The sequence below is a fragment of the Acinetobacter gyllenbergii CIP 110306 = MTCC 11365 genome, from assembly GCF_000413855.1.
GTDB lineage: Bacteria > Pseudomonadota > Gammaproteobacteria > Pseudomonadales > Moraxellaceae > Acinetobacter > Acinetobacter gyllenbergii.
Window position 1 is genome coordinate 104,670 of record NZ_ATGG01000013.1, and the last position, 26,973, is coordinate 131,642.

Consider the following 26,973-nt stretch of genomic DNA (forward strand, 5'->3'; position numbering starts at 1 on the left):
ATTAAAAAAGGAGCTCAAAAGCTCCTTTTAATCTTTCTTTTCTTACTTAAAGAAATAACCTGTTTCAGGTGAGCTCGCATTCGCCATACGCTTACGTGGCATACGACCTGCTAAAAATGCTTCACGACCTGCTTCAACCGCTTTCTTCATGGCTGAAGCCATTAAAATTGGATTTTGCGCAGCTGCAATCGCTGTATTCATTAATACGCCGTCGCAACCCAATTCCATTGCAATCGCCGCATCACTGGCAGTACCAACACCAGCATCAACTAACACGGGAACTTTGGCATTTTCTTTGATGATTGAAATGGTGTGTGGATTGAGAATACCGAGACCAGAACCAATTAAGCTACCCAAAGGCATGATCGCAACACAACCCATACTTTCAAGTTCTTGAGCAACAATAGGGTCATCTGAGGTATAAACCATGATTTCAAAGCCATCGTCAATCAAGGTTTGTGCTGCTTTAAGCGTTGCAGTGACATTTGGATATAAAGTTTTTTCATCACCGAGCACTTCTAACTTCACCAAATTGTGACCATCAAGCAGTTCACGGGCTAGCATACAAGTCCGAATCGCGCTATCTGCATCAAAGCAACCTGCGGTATTTGGCAGGATTGTGTATTTCTCAGGTGGAATCACAGAAAGCAGATTTGGTTGATCGGCATGCTGACCAATGTTTACACGACGAATTGCAACGGTGACAATTTCAGCACCACTGGCTTGAATGGCTAAATCAGTTTCATTGAGATCTTTATATTTACCAGTTCCGACCAATAAACGTGATTGGAAAGTACGTGAACCAACAATTAAAGGGGAATCTTGCATGGGCTTACTCCATTTTTAGCCGATTAGCCGCCACCAACAGCTTGAATAATTTCAATACGATCTTCAGGAGCAATTGTTGTTTGCTCAAGTCTACTTTTCGGAATAATCTGTTGGTTCTTCTCTACAGCAAAGCGTTTGCCTTCTAAGGCTAAGCTTTGAATCAATTGCTGTAGATTTTCACAAGACGTGTCTGTTGACTCGCCATTTAAATAGATGTGCATGATCAATCCTTATTTCGCATGCTTGATTGCTTGCCATGCGAGTAACAGCCAGCCCGCTATCATAAACGCACCGCCAATCGGTGTAATCGCACCTAAGATTCGAGGTAGGCCGAGCGCCATAATGTATAACGAACCGCAGAAAAAGATGATACCAATTTGCATCAAAATAAAAGGAATTTTTATTGGGAATGTTGCTGTGGTTTTATGCAAAACACCTAAAATCAGTAAGCCGAGCCCATGATAGAAAAAGTATTGAGTTGCTGTTCCCCACCAAGCGAGTTGCTCTGGGGTTGCAAATGATTTGAGTCCATGAGCACCGAAAGCACCCAACATAACTGCAAGCGCAAGGTTAAGCGCCGAGATAGCTATCCACATAATGGCAATGGAACTGGAAATTTGATGAACAAAGTTAACATATTCGAGGGCTTAAACAAAGCCAGATAAAACAAAAGGGCATTAAAGCCCTTGTGTTTGGTTTGATTTTAACTTGCAGACATCGCAGTTTTGATCTTTTCCATTGCATTTTTTTCAAGCTGGCGAATACGTTCTGCGGAAACATTATATTCTGCAGCCAGTTCATGCAAGGTTGATTTGTCATCATCTAACCAGCGACGTTGTAAAATATTCCGTGAACGATCATCTAGCTGATCCATTGCCTCATGCAAGGCAGTGGTGCTTTGTTCTTCGTAGTCTTCTTCTTCAACTAATCGAGCAGGATCGTAACGATTGTCCTCGAGATACAGTGCAGGTGCTGTATGGGGTGTATCGTCATCGTCATCGCCTTGAGCTTCAAAAGCAGCATCATAAGCGGTTAAGCGACCTTCCATTTCGAGTACTTGCTCTGGTGTGACATTCAAATCATTGGCAATTGATTTCGCTTCTTCCAAAGTGAGTCGTTTGCTTGATTTTTTAAGGCTACGTAAGTTAAAGAATAATTTACGTTGTGCCTTGGTCGTTGCGATTTTGACAATACGCCAGTTACGAATCACATATTCATGTATTTCGGCTTTAATCCAGTGCACTGCAAAAGAAACTAAGCGAACACCCATATTTGGATCGAAGCGTTTGACCGCTTTCATTAATCCAAGGTTACCTTCTTGAATGAGATCGCCTTGTGGCAATCCGTAACCTGCATAGCTACGTGCAATATGTACCACAAAGCGTAGGTGTGACATTACCAATAGTTTGGCAGCATCAAGATCTTGGTCATAATAATAACGCTCAGCAAGTTCTTTTTCCTGCTCGGCCGTTAGAATTGGAATTTGATTGACAGTACTGATATATGCACCAAGGTTTACGCCTGGCGCAGACAATGACAGGGGCATCAATTGATTGCTGCTGTCAGTAGTCATGGAGTCTCCTTATAGGATGGTATTTAAGTCAACAATTTCATCTTAATGCGAATGTTATTCATCACTAAGGAAATTTGAGTATAGAAATGTAAAGTTAACTATTTTATCTTTACCAAGAGTTTAGCAAAGAATCACATAGATTCAATTAAATAGTGAAATTCATTGTCTGAAATTTTTTGTGTCTGGCATTGAAGTTGCTGAATTTGGCAATATCGTGTTACATCAATTTCACTGTGCGGGTCAGAAGATTTCAATAGATATTGTTGTATGCCGTTGGCTTTCTTTAGTGCGCGCTTTAGCATGAGCAAAGGCATGGGGCAAGGTTGCCCTAAGGCATCAATAATGATGAGAGTATCGGGTGTGTCGGTCATATTCATTTAAATCACTTTATTCAGAATTATCTTAACAAATTTTTGCGTAATTTTTGAGAGGAAAATTTCATTAAAAAATTAGCTAAATTATTGAAAAAAACAGATAGAAATATCCTTAATAACTAAAAAAACTTCTATTAATTGTGATAAACCCATGATAAGCTCGATGCGTTTTAGAAAGTTGTTTAATGCAATTTAATTGTTTTAAACTCTATAACAAATGGATGTAACCGGAAATTGTTGATAGTTTTACAGAATGATTACAAGCTTTAAAATTATAAATATTTTAAAACCTTGTTGGCTCTGCTGTTTGCAACACCGGAAGGTCCTTATCTTTCAATATCTGAGGATTGACTTATGACAGCTCGTGAACAAGGCGTAGTAAAGTGGTTTAACGACACTAAAGGCTTTGGTTTTATTCAGCGTAATGGTGGTGATGACGTATTTGTTCATTTCCGCGCAATTATGGGTGATGGCCACCGTTCTTTACGTGACGGCCAACGCGTAGAATTCAGTGTTGTTCAAGGACAAAAAGGTTTCCAAGCTGAAAACGTTCAGCCTTTAGACTAATTTGTTGCCTTAACGCAATATAAAAACGCTCCAATGTAATTTGGGGCGTTTTTGTTTTTTATGGTTTATAATAGCGACTTTCTTTTGGTCGTTGATGGTTTGAGAGCATATATGACATCTGGTTTTGAAACCTTAAATTTACATCCGCAGCTGAAGAAAGCGATTGATGCTTTGGGTTTTACAAAAATGACCCCAATTCAGCAAAAGGTTTTAAAATATACATTAGCAGGGCATGATGCCATTGGTCGAGCGCAAACAGGTACGGGGAAAACTGCTGCCTTTTTGATTAGTGTGATCAATGATCTACTCAATAATCCAGTGCAAGAGCAGCGTTTTCGCGGTGAACCACGTGCATTGATTTTAGCGCCGACCCGTGAGTTGGCATTGCAGATTGAGAGTGATGCGCAAGCATTGACCAAGTTTTCAAATTTGCACCTTGTGACCTTACTCGGTGGTGTGGATTTTGAAAAACAAAAGAAAATGTTGGATCGTAACTTTGTCGATATTATTGTTGCTACGCCTGGGCGCTTAATTGATTTTGTTGAGCAAAAAGAAGTGTGGTTGGATAAAATCGAATTCTTAGTAATTGATGAGGCTGACCGTTTGCTTGATATGGGCTTCATTCCTTCTGTCAAAAGAATTGTTCGTTACTCCCCGTTTAAAGAACAGCGCCAAACTTTAATGTTCTCTGCAACATTTAGTTATGATGTACTTAATTTAGCGCGTCAATGGTTGTTCGAGCCAGTTACAGTCGAAATTGAGCCTGAGCAAAAAACCAATAATGACGTTGAACAGCGTGTCTATGTGGTTGCTAAACAGGATAAATACAAATTACTGCAAGATATTTTGCGTGAAGAGCCAATTGATAAGGTCATGATCTTTGCCAATCGCCGAGATCAGGTGCGTCGCTTGTACGATCACTTAAAGCGTGATGGATATAAAGTAGGCATGCTATCTGGTGAAATTGCACAAGATAAGCGTTTAAAGATGTTAGACCAATTCAAACAAGGTAAGAACAATATTATGATTGCAACAGATGTTGCGGGTCGTGGTATTCATGTCGATGGTGTTTCGCATGTGATTAATTTTACCTTGCCTGAGCAGTCGGATGACTATGTGCATCGTATTGGGCGTACAGGGCGTGCTGGCGCGCAGGGCGTTAGTATTAGTTTCCTGTCAGAAGATGATGCATTCTATTTACCAGAAATTGAAAAAGCGATTGGTAAAAAATTACCGTTAACACGTTTAGAAGGTTATTGCTAAATTTTGATCCATTTTATTGGATCTAATTAAGCGCAATGTCTTTTGAGAAAAGGTCAAATCATGCTGTGATTTGACCTTTTTGATTATTAAGTCAGAATAACTACTCAAATTACACAAAAGATTGAAGATTTTTTTATAATTACTGTGATTAGTTGCTGAATTGAAATAGATCAGCATGTAGAATATGGCGCATTACCTGGGAGGATATTATGGCTCTAATTTCAATGCGCCAGCTCTTGGATCACGCTGCAGAACATAACTACGGCGTACCAGCGTTTAACGTAAACAACTTAGAACAAATGCGTGCAATCATGCTCGCTGCGGATGCAACGAATTCACCTGTTATCGTGCAAGCTTCGGCTGGTGCGCGTAAATATGCGGGTGCACCTTTCTTACGTCATCTTATTTTAGCTGCGATTGAAGAGTGGCCACATATTCCAGTGGTAATGCATCAAGATCATGGTACAAGCCCTGATGTTTGCCAACGTTCAATCCAATTGGGTTTTAGCTCAGTGATGATGGATGGTTCATTGGGTGCGGACGGTAAAACACCTACAACTTATGATTACAATGTTGACGTAACTCGTCGTGTTGTAGCGATGGCACATGCGTGTGGCGTTTCAGTTGAAGGTGAAATCGGTTGCTTGGGTAGCCTTGAAACTGGTATGGCAGGTGAAGAAGATGGTGTTGGTGCAGAAGGTGTACTTGACCACTCTCAACTGTTAACTTCTGTTGAAGAAGCAACTCAGTTTGTGGCAGATACCAATGTCGATGCCTTGGCGATTGCTGTCGGTACTTCACATGGTGCGTACAAGTTTACTCGTCCACCTACAGGCGATATCTTGGCGATTGACCGTATTAAAGAAATCCATGCTGCTTTACCAAATACGCATCTTGTGATGCATGGTTCAAGCTCTGTACCACAAGAGTGGTTGGCTGTGATTAACCAATACGGTGGTGATATTAAAGAAACTTATGGTGTGCCTGTAGATCAGCTAGTAGAAGCGATCAAACATGGTGTGCGTAAGATTAACATTGACACTGATTTACGTTTGGCTTCTACTGGCGCAATGCGTCGTATGATGGCTGAAAAACCAAGTGAATTTGACCCGCGTAAATTCTTTGGTGAAACAGTTGAAGCAATGAAGCAAATCTGTGTAGATCGTTATAATTCATTTGGTACATCAGGTAATGCAGATAAAATTCGTCCAATTTCTTTAGAGAAAATGGTTGATCGTTACAAATAATCAATTTGTAATGGGTAAAAAAATAGCGGCAATTGCCGCTATTTTTTTACCTTTAATTTTAGGAATAAAAAAATGCCAGCGGATTGCTGGCATTTTTCTTAAGCGGATTTATTTCTGTTGTGCTTTTGAGTCAAGGCTCGCATCTTTAATTTCCACGTAAGCATTGGCACGAAGCTCACGCATCCAGCTATCAACTTCGGTATCGAATTGGCGTTCACCCAAGATTTGACGTGCCATACGTTCTTGCACTTCTTTGGTCATGTCTTGTTCACGAGTATCTGTGACTTGCAAGATATGCCAGCCGAACTGGCTTTGGAAGGGTTGGCTGATTTGTCCAACCGGTGTTTCTTTCATGACTTTTTCAAACTCAGGAACCATCATGCCAGGACTCACCCAGCCTAAGCTACCGCCATCACGGGCAGAACCTGTATCGTTGGAGTAGGTTGCGGCGAGTGTTGCAAAAGCATCACCTGCTTTAGCGCGGTTGTATAAGCTATCGATCATTTGTTTTGCACGATCTATGCTTACCACTTCAGATGGTTGGATTAAGATATGGCGGGTCTGATATTGAGGAACTAATGCTTTTTGTTCGTTTTGCTTGCGTTCAAGTAATTTTAAGACATGCACACCATCACGAACATTGATCAGCTCAGTGGTTTGTCCAACTTGAAGTGGGGCAATACGTGCTGAAAGCTCAGTTGGAATTTCTGAGAGTGAGCGGAATCCCATATCAGCGCCATCAACTTTCACGGAAGCGGTGGATAGTTTAGAGCTAATTGATTTGGTGTCATCACTTGTAGTGAGGGATTGTTTTACTTGTTGAGCGACTTGCTGTACATCATTGGCATTGTCACCTGAAATACGCATGTGAAGGACGTGCACCTGAGTCCCGAGCGCAGCTTGACCTTCTGGTGACTTAAGGAAGTTGTCAACATCATGATCACTGATCTTAATACGTGACATAACTTGTTGTTGGCGTAAACGACCAATCGCTAAATCTTCAGCAACACGGTTACGCAAGTTTTCGTATGTACCAGGCGCAATTGCATCTAACTTTTGTTGAAATGCTTCAAGTGTATTGGCCCCTGATTGGTTTGCGACTTTTAATACCGCAGCATTTAAGCTTTTTTCATCAGGCTTGATGCCGTAACGCTTCACTTGCTCTAATTGAGCTTGGCGAATGATCAATTGATCAAGCACTTGCATTTGCAAATACTGTTGCGGTGGAACAGTTTTATTCTGTGCTTTTAACTGGTGTTCTGTTTCAGCAATCCCTTGTTCTAAATCACTTTTAAGAATGACACTACTATCTACAATGGCAACAACCTCATCCGTAGGTTGTGCAAAGCTTTGCATTGATGAAGAAATTAGGGTAGCGAGAACAGTCGCTTTAAAGATATGTTGAAAAGATTTTATCTTCATTAACGTTGTGTCCAAGATTGATTAATTTTGTTGAAACCTAAAACTCTGTTTTCAAGGAGAGAAGCAAGCTTGTTGTTTAAAGCACCAAGACCTTTCAGGGTGAATTCAGCCATCACCGCATTCTTTTTACGTACATCTGGAGAGTTTGGATCATCCAAATCGTTATAGTAAGAACGGCCATAGACTGAAACAGCCCAACAGCATGATTCGTAATTTACACCAAGTAAGTATTCACGCATCACATTGTTGTCAATGTCGTATTGAGCATGACCCATAATACGCCAATTGTCTTTTACAGGTTGTATAAAGGATGCAACAACTTGGTCATAAGAATCCTGTCGATCAGGGATGTGCTTACGATAAAAATAGCCTAAGTTGTAAAGATTACCTTTGTCGCCTGTATAGTAAGCTTGAAAGTCCCGCTGTGCGTTTTCACCATTCGACATCCAAGCAGAGTTGGAGGTGATAGTAAAGTTCTGATTAAGCTGGCTCGATAAGCTTACAATCGGTCCTGTACGACGCTGTGTGTCAAACTCATCGAGTTTTTCATTTAGGCTGACACGACGATCACTGAAATAATAGCTTTGACCAATGCTAGCTTTAATGCGCTCTAGGCCTTCAGTATCCAGCAAGCTATAAGTCACACCGAGCGACAAGAAGTTATTGTCATCTAGACGGTCATGCCCATAGAAGCGATACGGGTTGAACAGTTGATCATAGTTGATCGATGCTGTGGTTGAGTCGAAGTTTGGATGATCATCTTGGTTTTTATAAGGTGAGTAAGCATAAAAGGCACGAGGGGAAATACTTTGTAAGTATTTACCATCTTTCTCAAATGTTAAACCAGTCGATAATGTGAATTGTGGAACGACAACTGATTTCTCTAAATCATCAGAAGCAGATAGTCCACGGCCTTCTTTTGAGTCTTGATCGTAGAAGGTATTAATGCTGCGGACAGAGACTTCTGGAACAACATAGAACCAAGAAGGAGTTAAGTAGTTATAACGAACTGCAAACTGATTGTAGATACGGGTACCGCTTGATTCTAATGCAGATCCATCATTTACAGATTTTTTGAAATAAGCAGTATCGTTATTAAACTCGTATTGTAGGCCTTGTGGATCACCCGTAATGTAGTTTAATAAGAATTGCGGAAGACGAGCGTAGGGCTTATCGACATCTTTGATTGTCTTATCCAAAGTTTGGAAGTCTTCAACTTTCAACTGAGCTCTCAGGCCCGGAATTCCATTTTGGTAATTCAGTTCCCAAGCACGGCGTAAATTTAGATCTGTTCGTGTGTTTGGATTATTGTTGAAATCCGCGAAGTAATCTTTATCTGATGCGTAGTTGTATTCTAAATTGGTCGACCATTGATTATCGATCTTCCAATTGTGAACAAAGTGAAGATCATCACGTGCTTCATCACCATATTGATTGTCTTTGGCAATATAACCACCCCAAATACGACCTGAACCAAAGTTTTCAGTCATATAGCGGAAGTCAGCATCTAATTTCGGGCCACGTTTGCTCATGTAGCTCGGCGTGAGTGTGAGGTCATAGTTTGGCGCAAGATTGAGATAGATGGGGGTGATTAATTGTGCACCACCATCATTGCTATAACCAAAATTTGGGCTCAATAAACCCGTCGTACGTCGGTCATCAATTGGAAAGTTGAAATAAGGAACTGCAAGTACAGGTACATTTTTGACATAGAGCTTGGTACCGCGTGTTACGCCACGACCTGTATCTTGGTTGAGCTCAATTTCTTTGGCCTGAATTTTCCATGCAGGCTTTTGCTCAGGAGGACAAGCAGTATAACTCGCATCCTTCAACACGACTAAGTTCTGATTGGCCCGTTTGATCTGGCTGGCATGACCATGTGCATGCTGCTGTTCTGAGATATAGAAACTATTATTTAGATCACCCGTTTGTGTCTTTAAATTATAGTTAATTGTATCGCTTTGGGTGAGTAAACCTGATTGAGCAACTTGAACACGACCTTCGGCGTTGGCGTAGGTCTGTGTTGAATCAATGGTAACTTGATCGGCACGAATGGTGCGGCCTTCTTGGTCAATGACGACATTGCCTTGTAGGACTGAATCACCCGCTGGGTTGTAATGCCCATAATCTGCTGTGAGTACAGAGGTGGTCGTATCCGCAGTGCCAGCTTTTGTTTCTGGGTTGATTGGAGTCACCCAAGTCCCTTGGCAAAAGGAGGAGCTTAAATAGCGATTATCACGTAACTGTGCTTCAGGTGCGGATTTATCCACATAATATTGCTGGAAGAAACTTTCCCCAGGATAACTTTCTTGATTTTGCTGTTCTTGATTCTGTCGAATGGCAGCTTTGAGCTGTTTATTGTCAAGCGTAGAGACAGCATCAGCTGGTGCCGCGAAACTTGATTGGATCGAGCCGCCACATAAGAGTGTCAAAATAGCTGTTGCTAAAGGATTAAATTTAAACTGATGTTTCATTGTCTCATTAACCAGTACGCTAATTCACAATTAATTATTGTCGCATCATAGAGAAAAAGTTGATAAGTGGCTACACTTAAGCTTTCAAAATCTCAGCTAGTTTTAGATTTTATTGCAAATGAATACACAACGTGAACAATTGATACAAACTTGGCTTCAAGCCACTCTACAATCTGATCAATTTGAGATCAGCTTTCTGGCTGGAGATGCAAGCTTTCGTCGCTATGCGCGAATTAAGTTACAAAACAAAACATACATGCTAATGGATGCACCTCCTGAAAAAGAAGATTGTGCACCATTTGTCAGTATTGATGAGTTTTTTGACAAAAATGGTGTGCGTGTTCCGCATATTGTTGCGAAAGACTTAACTTTGGGACTGCTGTTATTGGAAGATTTTGGGGATGTGGTGTTATCAACACTACTCAATGATCAAACAGTAGATCAATATTATGCTCAAAGTTTTAAGCAGTTGATTGAATTGCAGCAGGTCGATGGTGATGCACAATTGCCAGCTTATTCTTATGAAAAGTTAATGACTGAAATGCGTTTGCTTACAGATTGGATGTTGCCTTCATTGAACATTCAACCGACAGAGCAGCAGTTGGAAACAATCGAACAAGCATTCGATTTTCTTGCGATTGAAGCAACTCAGCAGCCACAAGTGATTGTACATCGTGATTTTCACAGTCGTAATTTGATGAAAATCGAGAATGAGCAAGAATTAGGTGTGATTGATTTTCAGGACGCAGTAATTGGTGCGGATACTTATGACTTAATTTCAATTACACGTGATGCCTATGTACAGTGGAATGCTGAGCGTGTATATGAATGGTTTGAGGTGTTCTATAACTTATTACCTGCATCAGCAAAAGAAAACCGTAGTTTTGAGCAATTCAAGCGAGATGCGGACTTGATGGCAATTCAGCGCCATTTGAAAATTTTAGGTATCTTTGTACGCCTGTTTGAACGTGATGGTAAATCTGGCTATTTAAAAGATTTACCACGTGTGATGTGGTATTTGCTTGAAGAAAGCCAAGGCTATGATGAACTGAATGATTTCATGCAGTTTATCCGTGATGTGGTCATGCCTAAATTTATTGCGAAATATGGTGATTACGAGGTTGCAGCATAATGAAAGCCATGATTCTTGCTGCAGGTCTAGGCAATCGCATGCGACCTTTAACCTTACATACGCCTAAACCTTTACTTGAGGTGGGTGGCAAAGCTCTGATTGTTTGGCATATTGAAAAGCTGAAAGCGGTGGGTGTGACTGAGATCGTGATTAATACGGCTTGGTTGGGCGATAAGCTTGTTGCTGCTTTGGGTGATGGTTCACAATTTGGTGTGGCCATCTTGTGGTCACATGAAGGTGAGGGTTTGGAAACGGCGGGTGGTATCATTAATGCTTTACCATTGTTGGGTGATCAACCTTTTATCTTGGTAAATGGTGATGTTTGGACCACAATGGACTTTTCATCACTTTTAAGTGTTCAGTTGGAGGATAAACAAGCCCATTTGGTCTTGGTAGAGAATCCACCACAGCATTTGAAAGGTGACTTTATCCTTGCGAATGATTTGGCTTACACCTTTGAACAAGAGCAACTTGGCGAAGCATTAACTTATAGTGGCGTTGCGGTATTGGCACCGCAGATGTTCGCTGGTTTGGAAAATGGCAAGCGACCTTTAGCGCCATTGTTGAAACAAGCGATGCAACAACAGCAGGTTTCTGCTGAAAAAATGCAGGCAATTTGGGTGGATGTTGGTACGCCTGAGCGGTTGCAACAGTTGGATCAGCAAATCAAGCAGGGCACGTTTGCATAATAAAAAATGCTTTGTCTATCTGTGATTTGCATAAGAACAGACAAAAACTTAGCGGATTGTGCAGTTTATCATGCTTGTAAATGTTTAACTGCATAATCGTTCAACAAGTCCTACTGTGCCTTGTATCAGAAATCGGTATACTGCACAGCAAATTTATCGAGATGTTGCACTGTTATGCATCCTTTTTTTCAAGAATTAAAGCAAGGTAGTCAAGCGCTAGGTCTGAACCTGAGTGAGGACGCCCTAATACTCTTATTGAAATATCAAGATGCTCTCGTGCTATGGAATAAGGCCTACAACTTGACGGCAATTCGTGAGCCGAAAGAAATGTTGGTTAAACATTTATTAGATAGTTTAAGTATCTTAAATGATTTACCACAAGGTCGCCTATTGGATGTGGGTACGGGCGGTGGTATGCCAGGCATGATCATTGCATTATGCCAACCAGAACGTTCTTGTGTACTATTAGATTCAAATGGGAAAAAGATTCGTTTCTTGAAGCAATTTATTGCGGATTTAAAACTGAATAATGTTATTGCTGTGCAAACACGTGTAGAGAATGAAGATAGTATCGGTGAGCTTGGTCAGTTCGATGTCATTACCAGTCGGGCATTTGCTTCTTTGACAGACTTTGTGGACGCAGCGCAACCTTATATGCACCAACAAAGTATCATTGCCGCAATGAAAGGCTTAATCCCAGAGGATGAAGTTGAGCAGATGAAAGATCAGTATTCATGTAAGATCATTGAACTGCGTGTGCCAAGATTGGATGAACAGCGTCATTTACTTTTACTTCAACGTATTCAATAAAAATATTAAGGGTAGTCATGGCTCAAATTATTGCGATTGCAAACCAAAAAGGTGGTGTGGGAAAAACCACGACAGCAGTCAATCTTGCTGCTTCTTTGGCGATCTTGAAGAAACGTGTCTTATTGGTCGATATGGACTCACAAGGGAATGCCACCATGGGGTCTGGCATTCAAAAGAATGATTTACTTTATTCAGTTACAGATGTGTTGTTGGGTGAAGTGCCAATTGAAACAGCCATTCAAAAAGCTGAAGTAGGTTATAAGGTTTTAGGTGCAAACCGTGAGCTTGCAGGTGTGGAACTTGCCATTGCAGAACAGGAGGGACGAGAGTTCATTCTTAAAAATGCATTGCAAGAAGTCGATTCCGCATTTGATTATATTATTGTGGACTGTGCGCCAAGTTTAAGCTTGATCACTGTGAATGCCTTGGCGGCTGTCAATGGTGTGATTATTCCAATGCAATGTGAATACTATGCTCTGGAAGGCTTGGCTGACCTTACACAAACCATTGACCGTATACAAAAAGCCCTTAATCCAAACTTGGAAATTGTTGGGGTATTACGTACCATGTATGACGCTCGTAATGCATTGACACGTGATGTGTCAGCTGAATTAGAGCAATATTTTGGTAAAAAACTCTATGAAACGGTCATTCCGCGAAATATTCGTTTGGCTGAAGCACCTGCACATGGTTTGCCTGTGATTTATTTTGAGAAAAGTTCGAAAGGCGCTGTTTCATATTTGAATCTCGCTGCAGAAATGTTGAAGAAAAGTAAAGTGAAAAAAGGAAGTGCTGTATGAGCATCAAGAAACGCGGATTGGCTAAAGGTCGTGGTTTAGATGCGCTATTGGGTTCAATTCAAAAAGAGAAATTGCAACTTGAAGCACAAGCCTTGGATCATGGTCAACTCAAGCAAATTGATGTTAACTTGTTGAAGCGTGGTGAATATCAGCCACGTCGTTTCATCCAGGAGCAGGATTTACAAGAGCTTGCAGCATCAATTGAAAAACATGGTGTGATGCAACCGATTGTGATTCGTCCTGTAGATGATGAACAGCATCCATATGAAATTATCGCGGGTGAACGTCGTTGGCGTGCAGCACAATTGGCTGGTTTGGCTGAAATTCCCGCGATTGTACGTGATTTAAATGATCAAGTCGCAATTGCCTTGGCTTTAATTGAAAACATTCAACGTCAAGATTTAAACCCGATTGATCAGGCGGTTGCTTTACAACGGTTCCATGATGAGTTTGGTTTAAGTCATCAAGAAATTGCAGATACGGTCGGCAAGGCACGTACTACAGTGAGTAATTTGTTACGCTTGTTGAGCTTGGCTGATCCGATTAAGGACTTAATGCAACAGGGTCAGATTGATATGGGGCATGCCCGTGCGATTTTGACATTGAAAGCAAAAGATCAGATTGCGGTTGCACAAATCGTGATTGAAAAAGGTTTGTCGGTACGCCAAACTGAACAGTTAGTTCGTGAGTGGAGTGAACCAAAACCTGAAAAGGAAAAGGCTCAGATTTCTCCAGATATTGAACAATTGACTCAGAAACTTTCGGAGCGTTTCGGGGCAAATGTGAAAATTGACCATAATCAGAAAGGTAAAGGGAAAATGGTCATTCATTACCACTCATTGGATGAGTTGGATGGAATCCTCAATATTTGTTTGCCGAACTAATATCAAGGATGGATTCGTTGAATGTTTCGCAAAATTGCTAGAATGATCAATGAATCCAAGTCCATCCTTTTATAGTTTAAATATTATTGGGGAATAATATGTGGGAACTTGTGAAAGCGGGTGGCTGGTTAATGCTGCCCCTCATTCTCTCATCAATTTTTACGGTTGCGATTACACTTGAACGATATATTCGTTTAAAACGGTCACAAGTTTTACCGCAAGCGTTGCTTGTCAATGGTTCGGATGTAGAGTCGGTTATTACGCAGTTACAACAAGATGAAGCATCAAAAAGTCCTTTGGGGCGTATTCTTAAAGCGGGTTATGAGCATCAAGACCAAGGCGAACAATTTGCACGTGCTCAGATGGAAGCAACAGCTTCTCAAGAAATTAGTTATCTCGAAAAAAACATAAATTTCTTAGGGACCTTGAGTGCAATTGCACCTTTATTGGGTTTGCTTGGAACAGTACTCGGGATTATCGAATCATTTTTAGTGATAGATGTGGGGTCGGCTGGTAATGCCAGTATGATGATGCCAGGTATTTCTAAGGCTTTAATTACCACTGCTGTTGGGATGTTAATTGCGATTCCTGCCATGATTGCATATCGTTATTTTCAACGCGTGGTACATGAATATATTGCTGAATTAGAGCAGCAGTCGACCTTGTTTCATGCCGCGCTTTTTTACAAGAAAGCAGGACGTGTACAAGAACATCGTCGTGCCAGTTAAGCCGAGGTGTTCGCATGAAGTTTAAGCGTTCTCAGGTTGAAGATATTCATATCAATTTGACACCAATGATTGACTGTATGTTATTTATCTTGGTGTTTTTATTACTTTCTACGACATTTAGTCAGCAAAGTCGTATAAACCTAACATTGCCAGATGCGCAGGGTGTACCGCCTAAACAATTCGATCACAAAATTGAAATCATGGTAGACTCCACAGGGCATTATTCTGTCAATGGTCAGGCTTTATCAAGTAAAGATATTGCTGACTTAAGCACAGCAATTAAGCAGGTTGCACAAGATCGTCGTGATTTTATGTTTATTATTGCTGCGGACGCCAAAGCTGCACATCAGGATGTCATTCGTGTGATGGATGTGGCAGGTCAACTCGGATTTGTTAACGTCAATATCAGCACCAAAGTTCCAACGAGAGGTTTTACTGAGTGAATCAGGATTTTAAGGTTTATGTCCGTTTAATATCGTATTTAAAATCTTATTGGGGCGTAGCCTTACTCGTCTTACTTGGTTTTGGAATCAACGCTGCGACGGAAGTTTCTGTCGCAAAGTTGCTGAAATACATTATTGATGCCATTCAAGAAGGTAGTCGTACAAACTTGGACTGGTTTCCAGCCCTCATTGTCTTATTGATGTTCTTCCGTGGCGTCGGTCTATTCCTTGGTGGTTATTTCTCTGCTGTTATTTCGCGTAGTTTAGTGTTTAGCATCCGTCAGGAAGTCTATGCAAAGCTACTAAGACTGCCTGCGCAATACTATCTTGATAATAGCGCAGGGCATATTAGTGCCAAATTGATGTACAACGTAGAGCAGTTAACAGCAGCTTCTTCTGAGTCTTTACAGACGCTGATCAAAGATGGTTTGATTGTTATTGGTTTGTTGAGCTATTTACTCTATACCAATTGGCGTTTAACACTGTGTATCGTGGTTTTCATGCCATTTATTGGTTTGCTGGTCAGAGTCGCATCAAAAAAGATGCGTAAACTGTCGATTCAAGTGCAAAATACCATGGGGGATGTGAACCATGTGGTACAAGAGACGATTACTGGAAACTCTGTTGTAAAGAGTTTTACGGGTGAAGCTTTTGAACAGAAGCGTTTTTATAAATCTTCTGAAGAAAACCTTCGTCGTGGTTTGAAAATGGTCGTCGTGCAGAATATTAATAGTCCGATCATTCAGCTGTTATTGTCGATGGCAATGGCGATTATTCTTTGGTTGGCTTTGCGTCCTCAAGTTTTTGGTGATACGTCTGCAGGTGAGTTTATATCATTTATTACCGCTGCAGGTTTGATATCAAAGCCAGTAAAGAACTTAACCGATATCAATGAAAAACTTCAACGTGGTTTAGCAGCAGCCCATTCAGTTTTTGAATTGCTAGATATGCCTGAAGAAGTGAACAACGGGCAGCTTAAACCTGTGTTACATGGCAATATTAAATTTGACCATGCAAACTTGCGTTATGAAGATGGTACACATGCAATAAAAGACTTTTCTTTAGATATTAAGGCAGGTCAAACCATTGCATTGGTTGGGCGCTCTGGTGCAGGGAAAACTTCTTTAGTGAATATGTTGCCACGCTTTCAAGAGTTAAGTGAAGGGCAAATTTACTTTGACGATATCCCTGTTCAGGATATTGAATTGGCTTATTTGCGATCACAAATTGCGACAGTGAATCAGCAAGTCGTGTTATTTAACCGTTCAGTACGCGATAATATTGCTTATGGTCAGTTACAAGACTCGAGTGATGAGCAAGTGATTGCTGCGGCTAAAGCTGCTTATGCGCATGACTTTATTATGAACCTACCACAAGGTTATGACACGATTTTAGGTGCTCAAGGCTTAAATCTATCTGGTGGTCAGCGTCAGCGTATTGCGATTGCAAGAGCAATTTTAAAAGACTCTCCAATTTTAATTTTAGACGAAGCGACCAGTGCCTTGGATAATGAATCTGAATACTTTATTCAGCAAGCATTTGATGAAGCTATGCAGGGCCGTACCACCATTGTGATTGCCCACCGTTTATCTACCGTTGAAAATGCAGACGTCATTGTCGTGATGGATAAAGGTCAGATTATTGAACAAGGTACCCATGCTGAGTTACTCGAAAAACATGGCATGTACTATCAGCTACACCAACGTAACTTCGAGGAAAACTAAGTATGTCGATGGCGCAACGAATACAGGATGCTTGGAATGAACAAGCTTCGTGGTTAGTGGTGTTGCGCCCCCTGTCTTGGTTGTATCGCTTAGGTTTTTGTGCCAATCAGGCTTTGTATAAACACGGAATTAAACCTGTTTATACGGCACCAGTACCTGTCATGGTCATTGGTAATATTACCGTTGGCGGCAGCGGTAAAACGCCATTGCTGATTCAATTGGTCAAATATTTACAGCAGCATCAGATTCGTGTGGGTGTCATTAGTCGGGGGTATGGCGGCGAAGGTCCATTCCCACTTTTGGTGACGCAACGATCTGAACCCGATACTGCAGGTGATGAACCCTGCCTTATTGTTCAATCGACCCATGTCCCGATGGCGGTTGGACCGAATCGACAAGCTTCGATCGAGTTGTTACTCGAACACGAAAAACTTGATCTCATCATTAGTGATGATGGCTTGCAACATTGGGCTCTGGCACGTCAAATTGAATGGATCGTATTAGATCAAAATCGGGGTTTGGGTAATGAAAAGCTATTACCAGAAGGCTATTTACGTGAGCCTAAATCACGCCTAAAAGATAGTACTGTGATTGAACATAGCAAAACTGCACAAGCGCAAAGAAGTATGCATTTGGCGGTGGGGCAACCTTATCTTTTAAATACCAATCTTGAAGAAAGCTGGTTTGATGTGGATCAGTATTTTAATGCAGTGGTTGGCATTGGTTTTCCGCAACGTTTTTATCAAACACTCAATAGTTTGAATGTACAGCAGTATCAGGCACATGAATTTCCAGATCATCATGATTATGAAATCGGCGATTTAACATTCGACAATCATGATGCGATTATCACCACTGAAAAAGATGCAGTAAAATTTAAAACTTTATTAAAACAACATCCTGAATTTAATACACCGATTTGGGTGGTTCCTGTTGAGGCTGTATTATCATCCGATTGTTATGACTTGCTGAAACAACAATTACAGCATGTCGGTATTCAATTTTCTTAGAGAGCGTCCATGAAACATATTGTCATTCCTGCTCGTTTTGCGAGTTCTCGTTTGCCAGCAAAACCGTTACTCCTGATTCATGGCCGTCCAATGATTTTGCGTGTGGTCGACCAAGCCAAAAAAGTTGCAGGTTTTGATGATCTGTGTGTCGCTACGGATGATGAGCGTATCGCAGAGGTGTGTCGTGCGGAAGGGGTTGATGTGGTAATGACCCGTGCAGAACATCCTTCAGGCACTGACCGTTTAAGCGAAGTCGCACGCCTGAAAGGCTGGGCTCAAGATGATATTATCGTCAATGTGCAAGGTGATGAGCCATTGTTACCAGCACAATTGGTTCAGCAGGTGAGCCAGCTTTTAGTCGACAATCCGCAATGCTCAATGTCTACGCTGTGTGAGCCGATCCATCAGTTAGATGAGTTTCAGCGAGATAGTATTGTTAAAGTGGTAATGAGTAAGCGTAATGAGGCGTTATATTTTAGCCGTGCAACCATTCCGTATGATCGTGATGCTGCGAAACAGAGCGAAGCAACATTGCATGATCAAGCTTTTCGTCATTTAGGTCTATATGCCTATCGTGTGAAATTGCTGCAAGACTATGTCACTTGGGAACAAGGTCATCTCGAAAAGTTGGAAAGTTTGGAGCAACTCCGTGTGCTCGAAAACGGTCACCGTATCGCGATTGCTGTGGCAGAAGCTAATTTACCGCCAGGCGTTGATACTCAGGCAGACTTAGATCGTTTAAACACTCTGCCTGTGAGTGCATTTGAATAACTATGGTCGATACTCAATCTACAGTGATTTATCCTTGGCATGCTCAGACATGGGAATTGTTAACAACGCGGTTCCCTGAACTTGGCCATGGTCTTTTGTTTTACGGAAAGAAAGGTTGCGCCAAGCAAGAGTTTGCAGAGCGATTTGTGGCTTGGGTGCTGTGTCTAAATAAACAGGCACAACGGGCCTGTGGTGAGTGTACCAGTTGTCAATGGTTGAAGTCCGATACACATCCAAACTATGTGCATATCACCACGGATGAAGACAATAAAAAGCAAAATGCAAAAATTAAAATTGAAAAAATCCGAGACTTACTTCCGTTTGTTCAGCAAACAGGAGAGGGTTGGCGTGTGGTGGTTATTGAGCCTGCTGAAGCCTTAAATACGGCCTCTGCCAATGCATTGCTCAAGACCTTGGAGGAGCCTGGCGAGAAGGTTGTACTGATCTTATTGGCCGACCATTACCTAAAACTTCCTGCAACGATCCGAAGTCGCCTACAGCATTTTGCTTTAGACCGATTAACGATTCAGGAGGCACAAACATTTGTACAACAGCAAATTCCTGAGATTAATGCCGAGCAAGTTTCATTATTGTTAAATCTTGCCAATGATATGCCGTTGACAGCGATTGAGATTGAAAAGAGTGAATGGTTACAGAAACGTGCATTATTCTTGAATGATTGGTTTAAGTTGGTGGCTGAAAAGAATATGCCTTTAAACTATTCAAATAAGTGGTCTAAAGAATTAAATTTCTCTGAATTGATCACCATGTTTGAATATCTTTTAGGGGATTTAATCAGTTTAAAGTTGAATCAATCCTTAAAGAATGATGATTTGGACTTTAAAGCACTTGCCGAGTTCTACAGTTTGGAAGCGCTGTTTACGATTTACTCTGACTTACAGCAGAAAAAGTTAATGATTGAGCAAAATGTTCAAACCCAACTGGTGCTGGATGAGTTATTTATTCAGTTGATGAATGTTGCTTAAGTAGATTTTAAAAATATTTTAATTAAATTTATAGACTTAGCCTTCTAAATCAAAGATGAGGGCTAAGTTTTATCATGTTTATGTAAAGTTTGTATATAAATTGTTCGGCACTCTTCAAACCTGATTAAAACTATATAAAATGTGAGTTACTTCACAATAATATTAAAAAATAAGGAATATAGAGATGAAAATAACATTTATAGCGATTGCTTTATCATTTGCAGTAATGCCAAATATCGCAATGGCTGAACCGAAATTTGTATCCAATATTAATGGCTCCTCATTTGCGATTAATGCTTCAAATGTAGGCTCTCAAGCATATGAATGTGTATATAGCTATTCATTTAATCATGCTCAAGGTGTGGTCATGAATCAGTTCAGTGGTACGCTTTATATCGAAGCTGGGGTGAGTAATATTTCTGTGATTTCAAGACATACAGATCAAATGATCAGTGCGTTGAATTTTGATTATAAATGCATTGAAAAATAGCCATTCATGACGTGAATGTTGAGTAAAGAAGCCGCTTACAAGAGCGGTTTTTTTTATGGAAAAAATTTCCCTTATGGTGAATGTTAAAAATTCACATATTTTAATAAATATGTTATTTTTTCACATGTAGTTTTGCTTGATATGCTAGGGAATTGAAATATGCACGTAAAAACACTTTTGGTCGCTTTCAGCTTTTTGTCATTAAGTGCTTGTCAGACATTGGATTCAGCAATGTCTGCAACGGATGGAATTTTAAATAAAACTGGAGATATCCTCAGTGGGGACTTTCGTGGTTTGGGGCCTGCGAAGAAAGCAACGCTTTCTGAAATCTGGAGGGATTGGCAACAAAATGAAATTACAGCAAAACGGAAATGGGATGCTCAGCGTCTTGAAGTACCAGGAATCATTACTCGTATTACTAAAACTGGTGAGGTGATTTCTCAAAACCAGATTGCGATTATTTTTAAAGATCCAAGTAATAGTAAATGTAAAGGACAAGGCTTGACACGTGACGATTTAAAAGTAAATACAGATAAAATTAGCAATCTAAAAGTTGGTGATCGGATTACCGTGACAGGTGTGCTGGGTACAACTGAATCAAAATGGGCAACGCAAGGTGAATGCTGGTTCTCATTTGATAAAGCTGAGATTGTAAAAGCAACAAAATAATCTATTCGGTCGAGATCTTAAGCCGGCCTTACTATCTCGATCAACCTAAATTATTTATGGATTTAAGGTGTTATCATCATCTTCACTTCCTGTAGGAAGTGGAGTGTAATAAACCAGTTTCAATTGGTTGTTTTTGAGGAGGTAAAATTTTTTAGCATAGATATCTTTTTCATTGATTTGAACGGAACCATGGCTCACCAATAATAAGCTATTGGGGCGGATATCAATTAACTTTTCTCCAGTTTCACCACCGAATACGTTGAGAATTTTTCCTGTTCTTTTACTAATTAAGGTCAGGCTAAAACACATCGCACCACAACCCCAACCAACTGCGACATATTCTCCTGCATAGTCAGGTTTTTCTTTTAATCCTTCTGATAATCGTGTTCTAAACAAACGAGCATCAGCATCACTCTTGTCTAATTGTGCAGTGGGCCCTTTATAAATCTGCACGGGGTAGTCAGTGAATTTGGGTTGAGTGTTCAAAGTCTTCGCATAGAGCATGGATGGACTGAATAGGTAAGCACTACACAAGATGACAAGGTTCATTCTTTTCATTCAAAACTCCTGTTGATCTGCCTCTTTATGCTTTAATCGAGTGGGTTCAGTCAATTTTGATAAATTGTCATCTTGGTTTAAACAATCTTATCTAGAATGCTTGGCTTGTTTAAATAAGACTCAGGTTGGTGGCTTTGTTCTGGTTTTATTTAAACATTATTTGTTGTTTGTTCGATTGTTTTCTATAATCAAGCCATAAATCGAGTATAGATTTTTTATTAGACAGTCACCAATGAAAATTCTCTAAAATGATGCGGGCTAGTAATATTTTTAAGATTTATCAATGGTATAAAATTATTAATGTGTTAATGAATTAGTATTTGACAGGGGAATGTTATGCAACCACAAATGATGGGCGGAATTATACAGGTCAATATTCCAGATAAAACCACATTGCAATCCAGCTATATGCCTTTTGTTGTGGGCGGTGGTCTATTTGTACCAACGAAACAAGCCGTTAAAATGGGGCAAGAGGTGTTTGTGCTGGCAACCTTACCTGAGCAATCACAAAAGATTCCTTTGACCGGAAAGGTGATCTGGATTTCACATAAACAGACGCATTTTAAACCACAAGGTTTTGCAATCCAGCTTGTTGGTGAAAAAGGTGTGTATTATAAAAATGAAGCTGAAAAATTATTAGCGGGTATGAAAGGCTTGGATCGTCCAAGTTATACCATGTAGTCGTAAAGAGAATAGGAAGAAAGAGTGTTTGTTGATACGCATTGCCATTTAACCATGTTAGATCTAAATCCTTATCAAGGGGATTTAGATCAAGCACTTGAACAAGCGCGACTTGCAGGTGTGTCCAAGTTCATGGGTATTTCAGTTGATCTTGATGATCATGTTAAATTGGCTGAAATTGCTGCTCGACATGAAGATGTGGGCTATTCAGTGGGTGTGCATCCTTGTGAAGACGAGCATATCATGGCGCGTGCAACAACGGATTATCTGGTTCAACTTGCTCAGTCAGACAAAGTCTGGGCCTTAGGCGAAACGGGTTTAGATTATTATCATAGTACCGATTTTGTTGCTGAGCAAAAACGTTGTTTTGCACGTCATATTGAAGCATCTAAGATTGTTAAAAAGCCTGTGGTGGTGCACACTCGAGCAGCGAAACACGATACTGTCGATATTATTCGGGCAGAACAATCTACACATGGCATTCTGCATTGTTTTACTGAAGATTGGGAAACGGCAAAAGCGGTTCTGGATTGTGGTTATTACATTTCCTTTTCTGGTATTGTCTCTTTTAAAAATGCACAAGACTTACGTGATGTTGCGAAGCAGGTACCACTTGATCGTTTGTTGATTGAAACGGATAGCCCTTATTTAGCACCTATGCCGTATCGAGGTAAAACCAATGAACCGAAATACGTTCCTTTTGTAGCAAAAGCATTAAGTGATGTATATGATAAATCGGTTGAAGAGATTGGCATGATTACAACACAAAATTTTGAGAATCTCTTAAATTTGAAGTAAACGGTTTTTGATGTACTAGGAAAGAGAGTTATTACGTGAAAATGGATCGTCAGGCTCAGTTCAGAGCACGAGAAGTATTAATTTTTCAAATCGCGGAGCAACTCCTATTAGAAAATGGTGAAGCTGGCATGACGCTAGATGCTTTGGCAGCAGAACTGGATCTTGCTAAAGGTACGCTATATAAGCATTTTCAAAGTAAAGATGAACTATACATGCTGCTCATTATCCGTAATGAGCGTATGTTGTTGGAGATGATTCAGGATACTGAAAAGGCTTTTCCCGAGCATTTAGCATTCTTTATGTTGCATCATTTACATCACCCTGAACGTACAGCATTATTTCACCAGATTGAAGAGCGCCTTTCGACAACGGGTCAGGGTATTCAATTGCTTTTTAGTGAGTTATATAAAGTACGTCGACAGCGTTTACGTATCATCATTCGAATGACCGAAAGTTATTTATTGAGTATCAATAGCACCATGACTACTCGTGATTATCTCGCCTCAATTTGGTCGTTGACCTATGGTGCAGCGGTAATTTTGAACTCGAGTTTCTATCAACGTTATTTAGGTTCTCGAGATACCTTACGTGTTGCCTATATCGAGCAAGCTTTAGCATTACCTAAGTTACTCGAACCTGTACTCCCATAGTTGAAATGATAATGAGATCACCACCACATTCGCAAAAAGCCTTTACCCTGATTGAGGTCATGGTGGTGATTGTTATTATGACCATCATGGCATCTCTGGTGGTATTAAATATTGGGGGAGTCGATCAACGCCGAGCAATGCAGGCTAGAGAAATGTTTGTTCTTGATCTGAAAAAAATCAATAAAGAAGCAACAGATCAGGCCAAAGTTTTTGCTCTAAATACCCAGAATGCCACAGATGTAGCACCGTTTAGTTATAACTTGTTTGAATACCACGATCAAAGCCGTGAGCAGATTCAGCAGGCAGACCGTACTTGGCAACAGTATAAAGAATTTAAAACTCGCCAATTACCTGATCATGTGTCTTTTAGTATTCAAAGTCTTGACACAGCGAACTATAACAAAGCAAAAAATGAAGACTTATTAGGTGGTAAAGCGCCGCAATTGATTTGGTTTGGCAATGGTGAAGTGAAGCCTGTTCGGATACAGTTCTATTATGAGCAACAACCGATTGGTCATGAGTTAGAGCTAGATCATTTGGGTAAAATAAATGAAAATTAAATATTCAGATGAAAGCGTTCCATCTTGTGCTTGGGTGAACAATTCTAATAATCGAAGCATCGCTTCTCGCCTTGCGACACGATCGAGCGTTGCTCGATTTAACCGTGTCTCAGGATTTACCTTACTCGAAGTGATGGTCGCTTTGGCGATCTTTGCTGTAGCAGCAATTGCCTTAACTAAAGTAGCGATGCAGTACACGCAGTCAACCTCAAATGCGATTTTAAGAACTAAAGCACAATTTGTCGCAATGAATGAAGTGGCGATGATGGAAATCAATCAGGAATGGCTGGATGGAACACAATCCAAGCAAATCACTTCACAAGGTGAAACTTGGCAAATTGATAAAAAAGCACAATCGACGATAAGCCCGAAAATTCAACGTATCGAGTTGCAAGTCAGCTTATTTAATAATGAACAAGGTAAGGTCGAAGCGGGTGTTACGAATCTTGTGTTCTTTAACTATCCTGCAAAGGCGAGAACACAATGACATATCATGCTGAGCATCGCTCTTTGCGTCAATCAGGCTTTACTTTGGTTGAATTGTTGGTTGCAATTGCAATTTTTGCTGTGCTTTCAATGTTGGGATGGAAGGTCTTTGATTATCTACTAAAAGTAAAAGATCGAAATGCAGAGCATGAAACGTATCTATTTGCTTTGCAAGATGCCTATCAACAGGTTTTAAGAGATAGCTTGCAGATTATCCCTGTGACGGCAAATGACGGGCGACAATTGCAAGCGGCCATTGTATTGAATGATCAACACTTTGCATTTAGTAAGGCTGGGGTTTCAGACCCATTGAAACAGGGACTTTCACCCTATGAGCGCATTGAATATCGCTATGATTCAGCACAAAAGAAAGTATATCGATTAAAGTATTCGAATTTGAATATTCCAAATCGCGTACAGCCGATTTCAAGTACGTTGCTGGATAATGTGGATCAATTTAAGGTGATGGTTCTGAATCCGCAGGAACTGACGCAATGGCCTGAAAATATCAGTGATCCAAACAATATCGCTGAGCTGAAAAAACTACCTATAGGGTTAAAAATACAATTGACTGTTGCAGGGACAGATTATGAATGGGTATATAGCCTGTTAACTCCGAATCAGGGGGCAGGAAATCCATGAGAACAATGAAAATTTCCTCCTCTCAGCGTGGTATCGCATTACTCACGATATTGGTTATGGTGGCCTTGGCAACGATTTTAGCGGCGACGATAGCCAAAAGACAAACCAATACCTCTGAAAATACAGGCTATTTGATGCGTCAAAATCAATCGCTGCTCTATGCGAAAAGTGCAGAAGCCTTTTTCTCCGAACTATTGATCCAAGACAGCGATAATGGCGGTACGATTGACCATTTGCAGGAAAACTGGGCCAAGCCGATGCCGCCATTTCCAGTTGAGGATGGCTTAGTATCTGGTCGCTTGATTGATGAGTCTGGAAAATTTAACCTCAATAATTTGGTCAAAGCAGATGGCAATCAAGTTGATGATTTGGCACGGCGCTGGTTTGAAAAATTGTTACAGCGGGTAGGTTTGCCTGCTGAGTTGAGTCAGGCAGTCATTGACTGGCAAGATAGCAATGAAGAAGTAACTGGCGCAATGGGGGCTGAGAGTAGCTATTATCAAGGTTTAGATCCTGCATATTTAGTACCCAATACAAAGTTTCATAGTGTTGAGGAGCTTAAGCTGGTGAGGGGCTTTGAAGGTAAAAACTACGATTTGATTAAACCTTATGTCACGGCTTTACCTGAACAAACCAAAGTAAATATCAATACGGCACCAGCATTATTGCTTGCTAGTATTGATCCAACAGTGGATGTTAAAACAGTCGAGCAGGAGCTAAAACGTAAACAAGCAGAGCTCACTTATTTCAATAATGTGGAAGATTTATGGAAGTTAAGTGTTTTTTCTGGAATAGAACAACAAAATAAAACTGATGCCGCCGCTTTACTGGATATTAAGTCCAATTATTTTACCGCACAAATTGAGGTTGTTTTAAGCGAACGGAAGCGTCAATTTAGCAGTGCTTTGGTGCGTAAAGATAAGCAAGTATCTGTTTATTCAAGAAGTCTTGCACCATTTGAGTGACTTTGAAGATTGATTTATCAAATGGTGACAAGATTTAAAATCAATCCCAATGCACGTTTTTTTGCTTTATAATAAAATTCGTTTGCAGATAAAAGATTAGCTTGGTGCATGTTAATTCGTAAATTATTTAAGTTTGAAAATGCTCATATTGTACGTAACTGTACATCGGACCGTTGTAAGCGTTCGATCCATGGGCATAGCTATAAAGTTGAATTATTATTAAAAGCGTCAAAGTTAGATCATGGGCAAATGGTCTATGACTTCGGTCTGTTAAAAGGCGTTATTAAAGAGTTGTATGATAGTTTTGATCATGCGATCTGTTTTTGGCAGAAAGATGATCCTGCTTATATTGAGGCATGTAAAACATTTAGTGCGCGTTGGATTGCTTTACCTGTTTCGCCATCGGCTGAACAGTTTTCTCGTATTTTCTTTTATCTTGCTCAGCAGGTATTGAACTCAACCACAACTCAAAACGGCGAGGGTGATGTTGAAGTGTATTCTGTGATTGTGCATGAAACAGATACGGGTTATGCGCAGAGTTTTCAGGAAGATATTGATAATGCACAAATGGGTGCATTAAGTTTGGATCAAATTGTGTTTTCAGAGCAAGTACAGGCTGAATGGAGTGATGTTCAGATGTATGAAAATCTGAAAAAAGGAATGAAGTTCCAAAACCCAAACGTAGAATTACAAGTTAATATTTGAGTGCTTTTGCACGTATTTGAGTGAATTTATTTCAAGGAATGTGG

Annotated in this window: 32 protein-coding genes; 24 read left to right on the top strand and 8 right to left on the bottom strand. The window is 40.4% G+C overall.

All coding sequences use genetic code 11. The features are described 5' to 3' along the window. Window positions 1-42 precede the first annotated feature (42 nt). The 5 genes from F957_RS11630 to F957_RS0120540 form a co-directional block, all read right to left on the bottom strand. A complete protein-coding gene (locus tag F957_RS11630; protein WP_004653899.1) occupies window positions 43-828 on the bottom strand; it encodes a thiazole synthase in 786 nt (261 codons plus the stop codon). Window positions 829-851: 23 nt separating this feature from the next. Next, entirely contained in the window at window positions 852-1,049 is a 198-nt protein-coding gene (gene thiS / locus F957_RS11625) for a sulfur carrier protein ThiS (protein WP_004911577.1), read from the bottom strand. Between the two features lie 9 nt (window positions 1,050-1,058). Then, window positions 1,059-1,424, bottom strand: a complete 366-nt coding sequence (locus tag F957_RS11620) for a DUF423 domain-containing protein (RefSeq protein ID WP_016660309.1) — start codon at window positions 1,422-1,424, stop codon at window positions 1,059-1,061. 107 nt (window positions 1,425-1,531) lie between these two features. Continuing rightward, entirely contained in the window at window positions 1,532-2,401 is an 870-nt protein-coding gene (gene rpoH, locus F957_RS11615; RefSeq protein WP_004653896.1) for an RNA polymerase sigma factor RpoH, read from the bottom strand. 131 nt (window positions 2,402-2,532) lie between these two features. Beyond that, window positions 2,533-2,772, bottom strand: coding sequence for a sulfurtransferase TusA family protein (locus F957_RS0120540; RefSeq protein WP_032860420.1), 240 nt, complete (start codon window positions 2,770-2,772; stop codon window positions 2,533-2,535). A 357-nt stretch (window positions 2,773-3,129) separates the two neighbouring features. Between F957_RS0120540 and F957_RS11610 the strand changes: the two genes are divergently transcribed. The 3 genes from F957_RS11610 to fba all read left to right on the top strand — a co-directional run bounded on the left by F957_RS11610 (window position 3,130) and on the right by fba (window position 5,852). Continuing rightward, entirely contained in the window at window positions 3,130-3,342 is a 213-nt protein-coding gene (locus F957_RS11610) for a cold-shock protein (protein WP_004653893.1), read from the top strand. A 111-nt stretch (window positions 3,343-3,453) separates the two neighbouring features. Continuing rightward, window positions 3,454-4,605, top strand: a complete 1,152-nt coding sequence (gene rhlB, locus F957_RS11605; RefSeq protein ID WP_016539877.1) for an ATP-dependent RNA helicase RhlB — start codon at window positions 3,454-3,456, stop codon at window positions 4,603-4,605. 209 nt (window positions 4,606-4,814) lie between these two features. Next, window positions 4,815-5,852: a class II fructose-bisphosphate aldolase gene (gene fba / locus F957_RS11600; protein ID WP_004653891.1), complete on the top strand. Its 1,038-nt coding sequence runs from the start codon at window positions 4,815-4,817 to the stop codon at window positions 5,850-5,852. A gap of 108 nt (window positions 5,853-5,960) precedes the next feature. On the opposite strand, the gene F957_RS11595 is transcribed toward fba, so the two are convergent. Together F957_RS11595 and F957_RS11590 are read right to left on the bottom strand one after the other, a co-directional pair. Continuing rightward, entirely contained in the window at window positions 5,961-7,274 is a 1,314-nt protein-coding gene (locus F957_RS11595; RefSeq protein WP_016539878.1) for a peptidylprolyl isomerase, read from the bottom strand. Continuing rightward, entirely contained in the window at window positions 7,274-9,748 is a 2,475-nt protein-coding gene (locus F957_RS11590; RefSeq protein WP_016539879.1) for an LPS-assembly protein LptD, read from the bottom strand. The genes F957_RS11595 and F957_RS11590 overlap by 1 nt, the downstream gene beginning before the upstream one ends. A 118-nt stretch (window positions 9,749-9,866) precedes the next feature. Between F957_RS11590 and F957_RS11585 the strand changes: the two genes are divergently transcribed. The 13 genes from F957_RS11585 (at window position 9,867) to F957_RS11525 (ending at window position 20,884) form a co-directional block, all read left to right on the top strand. Beyond that, window positions 9,867-10,880 (top strand): aminoglycoside phosphotransferase family protein, encoded by a 1,014-nt coding sequence (locus F957_RS11585; RefSeq protein WP_016539880.1) that lies wholly within the window; start codon window positions 9,867-9,869, stop codon window positions 10,878-10,880. Continuing rightward, window positions 10,880-11,569, top strand: coding sequence for an N-acetylmuramate alpha-1-phosphate uridylyltransferase MurU (gene murU / locus F957_RS11580; RefSeq protein ID WP_016539881.1), 690 nt, complete (start codon window positions 10,880-10,882; stop codon window positions 11,567-11,569). Before F957_RS11585 ends, murU begins: the two co-directional genes overlap by 1 nt. Before the next feature lie 174 nt (window positions 11,570-11,743). Beyond that, complete coding sequence (gene rsmG / locus F957_RS11575; protein ID WP_016660310.1) at window positions 11,744-12,379, top strand: 16S rRNA (guanine(527)-N(7))-methyltransferase RsmG; 636 nt, start codon at window positions 11,744-11,746, stop codon at window positions 12,377-12,379. Between the two features lie 17 nt (window positions 12,380-12,396). Continuing rightward, a complete protein-coding gene (locus F957_RS11570; protein ID WP_016539883.1) occupies window positions 12,397-13,179 on the top strand; it encodes a ParA family protein in 783 nt (260 codons plus the stop codon). Beyond that, window positions 13,176-14,063, top strand: a complete 888-nt coding sequence (locus F957_RS11565; RefSeq protein WP_016539884.1) for a ParB/RepB/Spo0J family partition protein — start codon at window positions 13,176-13,178, stop codon at window positions 14,061-14,063. The genes F957_RS11570 and F957_RS11565 overlap by 4 nt, the downstream gene beginning before the upstream one ends. Before the next feature lie 98 nt (window positions 14,064-14,161). Then, window positions 14,162-14,791: a MotA/TolQ/ExbB proton channel family protein gene (locus F957_RS11560; RefSeq protein WP_016539885.1), complete on the top strand. Its 630-nt coding sequence runs from the start codon at window positions 14,162-14,164 to the stop codon at window positions 14,789-14,791. 14 nt (window positions 14,792-14,805) lie between these two features. Beyond that, window positions 14,806-15,234: an ExbD/TolR family protein gene (locus F957_RS11555; RefSeq protein ID WP_004806616.1), complete on the top strand. Its 429-nt coding sequence runs from the start codon at window positions 14,806-14,808 to the stop codon at window positions 15,232-15,234. Continuing rightward, the gene (msbA, locus tag F957_RS11550; protein WP_016539886.1) at window positions 15,231-16,958 is read left to right on the top strand and encodes a lipid A export permease/ATP-binding protein MsbA; all 1,728 of its coding nucleotides are present in this window, start codon (window positions 15,231-15,233) and stop codon (window positions 16,956-16,958) included. Before F957_RS11555 ends, msbA begins: the two co-directional genes overlap by 4 nt. Window positions 16,959-16,960: 2 nt before the next feature. Continuing rightward, window positions 16,961-17,968, top strand: a complete 1,008-nt coding sequence (gene lpxK / locus F957_RS11545; RefSeq protein ID WP_016539887.1) for a tetraacyldisaccharide 4'-kinase — start codon at window positions 16,961-16,963, stop codon at window positions 17,966-17,968. 9 nt (window positions 17,969-17,977) lie between these two features. After that, entirely contained in the window at window positions 17,978-18,739 is a 762-nt protein-coding gene (gene kdsB / locus F957_RS11540; protein ID WP_016539888.1) for a 3-deoxy-manno-octulosonate cytidylyltransferase, read from the top strand. 2 nt (window positions 18,740-18,741) lie between these two features. Then, on the top strand, window positions 18,742-19,725 hold the full coding sequence (locus tag F957_RS11535) for a DNA polymerase III delta prime subunit (protein WP_016539889.1): 984 nt from the start codon (window positions 18,742-18,744) through the stop codon (window positions 19,723-19,725). A 184-nt stretch (window positions 19,726-19,909) separates the two neighbouring features. Continuing rightward, window positions 19,910-20,215 (top strand): hypothetical protein, encoded by a 306-nt coding sequence (locus F957_RS11530; protein WP_016539890.1) that lies wholly within the window; start codon window positions 19,910-19,912, stop codon window positions 20,213-20,215. 159 nt (window positions 20,216-20,374) lie between these two features. Beyond that, a complete protein-coding gene (locus tag F957_RS11525) occupies window positions 20,375-20,884 on the top strand; it encodes a hypothetical protein (RefSeq protein WP_016660311.1) in 510 nt (169 codons plus the stop codon). A gap of 54 nt (window positions 20,885-20,938) precedes the next feature. Here F957_RS11525 and F957_RS11520 read toward each other — a convergent pair whose 3' ends face one another. After that, window positions 20,939-21,442 (bottom strand): hypothetical protein, encoded by a 504-nt coding sequence (locus F957_RS11520; RefSeq protein WP_016660312.1) that lies wholly within the window; start codon window positions 21,440-21,442, stop codon window positions 20,939-20,941. A 336-nt stretch (window positions 21,443-21,778) separates the two neighbouring features. Here F957_RS11520 and F957_RS11515 point away from each other — a divergent pair, with 336 nt between their 5' ends. From F957_RS11515 to F957_RS11485, 8 genes are all read left to right on the top strand, one after another. Further along, the gene (locus F957_RS11515; RefSeq protein WP_004806631.1) at window positions 21,779-22,123 is read left to right on the top strand and encodes a PilZ domain-containing protein; all 345 of its coding nucleotides are present in this window, start codon (window positions 21,779-21,781) and stop codon (window positions 22,121-22,123) included. 24 nt (window positions 22,124-22,147) lie between these two features. Next, window positions 22,148-22,921, top strand: coding sequence for a TatD family hydrolase (locus F957_RS11510; protein WP_016539893.1), 774 nt, complete (start codon window positions 22,148-22,150; stop codon window positions 22,919-22,921). 41 nt (window positions 22,922-22,962) lie between these two features. Further along, a complete protein-coding gene (locus F957_RS11505; protein ID WP_016660313.1) occupies window positions 22,963-23,571 on the top strand; it encodes a TetR/AcrR family transcriptional regulator in 609 nt (202 codons plus the stop codon). Between the two features lie 11 nt (window positions 23,572-23,582). After that, window positions 23,583-24,131: a pilus assembly FimT family protein gene (locus F957_RS11500; RefSeq protein ID WP_016539895.1), complete on the top strand. Its 549-nt coding sequence runs from the start codon at window positions 23,583-23,585 to the stop codon at window positions 24,129-24,131. Next, window positions 24,121-24,618, top strand: a complete 498-nt coding sequence (gene gspI, locus F957_RS0120545) for a type II secretion system minor pseudopilin GspI (protein WP_016539896.1) — start codon at window positions 24,121-24,123, stop codon at window positions 24,616-24,618. Before F957_RS11500 ends, gspI begins: the two co-directional genes overlap by 11 nt. Next, window positions 24,615-25,259, top strand: a complete 645-nt coding sequence (gene gspJ, locus F957_RS11495) for a type II secretion system minor pseudopilin GspJ (RefSeq protein ID WP_016539897.1) — start codon at window positions 24,615-24,617, stop codon at window positions 25,257-25,259. The genes gspI and gspJ overlap by 4 nt, the downstream gene beginning before the upstream one ends. Window positions 25,260-25,264: 5 nt before the next feature. Further along, entirely contained in the window at window positions 25,265-26,224 is a 960-nt protein-coding gene (gene gspK / locus F957_RS11490) for a type II secretion system minor pseudopilin GspK (RefSeq protein WP_016539898.1), read from the top strand. Between the two features lie 108 nt (window positions 26,225-26,332). Continuing rightward, window positions 26,333-26,929 carry a 6-pyruvoyl trahydropterin synthase family protein gene (locus tag F957_RS11485; protein ID WP_016539899.1) on the top strand — a complete coding sequence of 199 codons (597 nt, stop codon included), beginning with the start codon at window positions 26,333-26,335 and terminating at the stop codon, window positions 26,927-26,929. Window positions 26,930-26,973: the final 44 nt, after the last annotated feature.

Excerpts from the sequence above, each read along its gene's own strand:
- F957_RS11630 (WP_004653899.1), bottom strand. The coding sequence starts at position 828 with ATGCAAGATTCCCCTTTAATTGTTGGTTCACGTACTTTCCAATCACGT.
- thiS (WP_004911577.1), bottom strand. The coding sequence starts at position 1,049 with ATGCACATCTATTTAAATGGCGAGTCAACAGACACGTCTTGTGAAAAT.
- F957_RS11620 (WP_016660309.1), bottom strand. The coding sequence starts at position 1,424 with ATGTGGATAGCTATCTCGGCGCTTAACCTTGCGCTTGCAGTTATGTTG.
- rpoH (WP_004653896.1), bottom strand. The coding sequence starts at position 2,401 with ATGACTACTGACAGCAGCAATCAATTGATGCCCCTGTCATTGTCTGCG.
- F957_RS0120540 (WP_032860420.1), bottom strand. The coding sequence starts at position 2,772 with ATGACCGACACACCCGATACTCTCATCATTATTGATGCCTTAGGGCAA.
- F957_RS11610 (WP_004653893.1), top strand. The coding sequence starts at position 3,130 with ATGACAGCTCGTGAACAAGGCGTAGTAAAGTGGTTTAACGACACTAAA.
- rhlB (WP_016539877.1), top strand. The coding sequence starts at position 3,454 with ATGACATCTGGTTTTGAAACCTTAAATTTACATCCGCAGCTGAAGAAA.
- fba (WP_004653891.1), top strand. The coding sequence starts at position 4,815 with ATGGCTCTAATTTCAATGCGCCAGCTCTTGGATCACGCTGCAGAACAT.
- F957_RS11595 (WP_016539878.1), bottom strand. The coding sequence starts at position 7,274 with ATGAAGATAAAATCTTTTCAACATATCTTTAAAGCGACTGTTCTCGCT.
- F957_RS11590 (WP_016539879.1), bottom strand. The coding sequence starts at position 9,748 with ATGAAACATCAGTTTAAATTTAATCCTTTAGCAACAGCTATTTTGACA.
- F957_RS11585 (WP_016539880.1), top strand. The coding sequence starts at position 9,867 with ATGAATACACAACGTGAACAATTGATACAAACTTGGCTTCAAGCCACT.
- murU (WP_016539881.1), top strand. The coding sequence starts at position 10,880 with ATGAAAGCCATGATTCTTGCTGCAGGTCTAGGCAATCGCATGCGACCT.
- rsmG (WP_016660310.1), top strand. The coding sequence starts at position 11,744 with ATGCATCCTTTTTTTCAAGAATTAAAGCAAGGTAGTCAAGCGCTAGGT.
- F957_RS11570 (WP_016539883.1), top strand. The coding sequence starts at position 12,397 with ATGGCTCAAATTATTGCGATTGCAAACCAAAAAGGTGGTGTGGGAAAA.
- F957_RS11565 (WP_016539884.1), top strand. The coding sequence starts at position 13,176 with ATGAGCATCAAGAAACGCGGATTGGCTAAAGGTCGTGGTTTAGATGCG.
- F957_RS11560 (WP_016539885.1), top strand. The coding sequence starts at position 14,162 with ATGTGGGAACTTGTGAAAGCGGGTGGCTGGTTAATGCTGCCCCTCATT.
- F957_RS11555 (WP_004806616.1), top strand. The coding sequence starts at position 14,806 with ATGAAGTTTAAGCGTTCTCAGGTTGAAGATATTCATATCAATTTGACA.
- lpxK (WP_016539887.1), top strand. The coding sequence starts at position 16,961 with ATGTCGATGGCGCAACGAATACAGGATGCTTGGAATGAACAAGCTTCG.
- kdsB (WP_016539888.1), top strand. The coding sequence starts at position 17,978 with ATGAAACATATTGTCATTCCTGCTCGTTTTGCGAGTTCTCGTTTGCCA.
- F957_RS11535 (WP_016539889.1), top strand. The coding sequence starts at position 18,742 with ATGGTCGATACTCAATCTACAGTGATTTATCCTTGGCATGCTCAGACA.
- F957_RS11530 (WP_016539890.1), top strand. The coding sequence starts at position 19,910 with ATGAAAATAACATTTATAGCGATTGCTTTATCATTTGCAGTAATGCCA.
- F957_RS11525 (WP_016660311.1), top strand. The coding sequence starts at position 20,375 with ATGCACGTAAAAACACTTTTGGTCGCTTTCAGCTTTTTGTCATTAAGT.
- F957_RS11520 (WP_016660312.1), bottom strand. The coding sequence starts at position 21,442 with ATGAAAAGAATGAACCTTGTCATCTTGTGTAGTGCTTACCTATTCAGT.
- F957_RS11515 (WP_004806631.1), top strand. The coding sequence starts at position 21,779 with ATGCAACCACAAATGATGGGCGGAATTATACAGGTCAATATTCCAGAT.
- F957_RS11505 (WP_016660313.1), top strand. The coding sequence starts at position 22,963 with ATGGATCGTCAGGCTCAGTTCAGAGCACGAGAAGTATTAATTTTTCAA.
- F957_RS11500 (WP_016539895.1), top strand. The coding sequence starts at position 23,583 with ATGAGATCACCACCACATTCGCAAAAAGCCTTTACCCTGATTGAGGTC.
- gspI (WP_016539896.1), top strand. The coding sequence starts at position 24,121 with ATGAAAATTAAATATTCAGATGAAAGCGTTCCATCTTGTGCTTGGGTG.
- gspJ (WP_016539897.1), top strand. The coding sequence starts at position 24,615 with ATGACATATCATGCTGAGCATCGCTCTTTGCGTCAATCAGGCTTTACT.
- gspK (WP_016539898.1), top strand. The coding sequence starts at position 25,265 with ATGAAAATTTCCTCCTCTCAGCGTGGTATCGCATTACTCACGATATTG.
- F957_RS11485 (WP_016539899.1), top strand. The coding sequence starts at position 26,333 with ATGTTAATTCGTAAATTATTTAAGTTTGAAAATGCTCATATTGTACGT.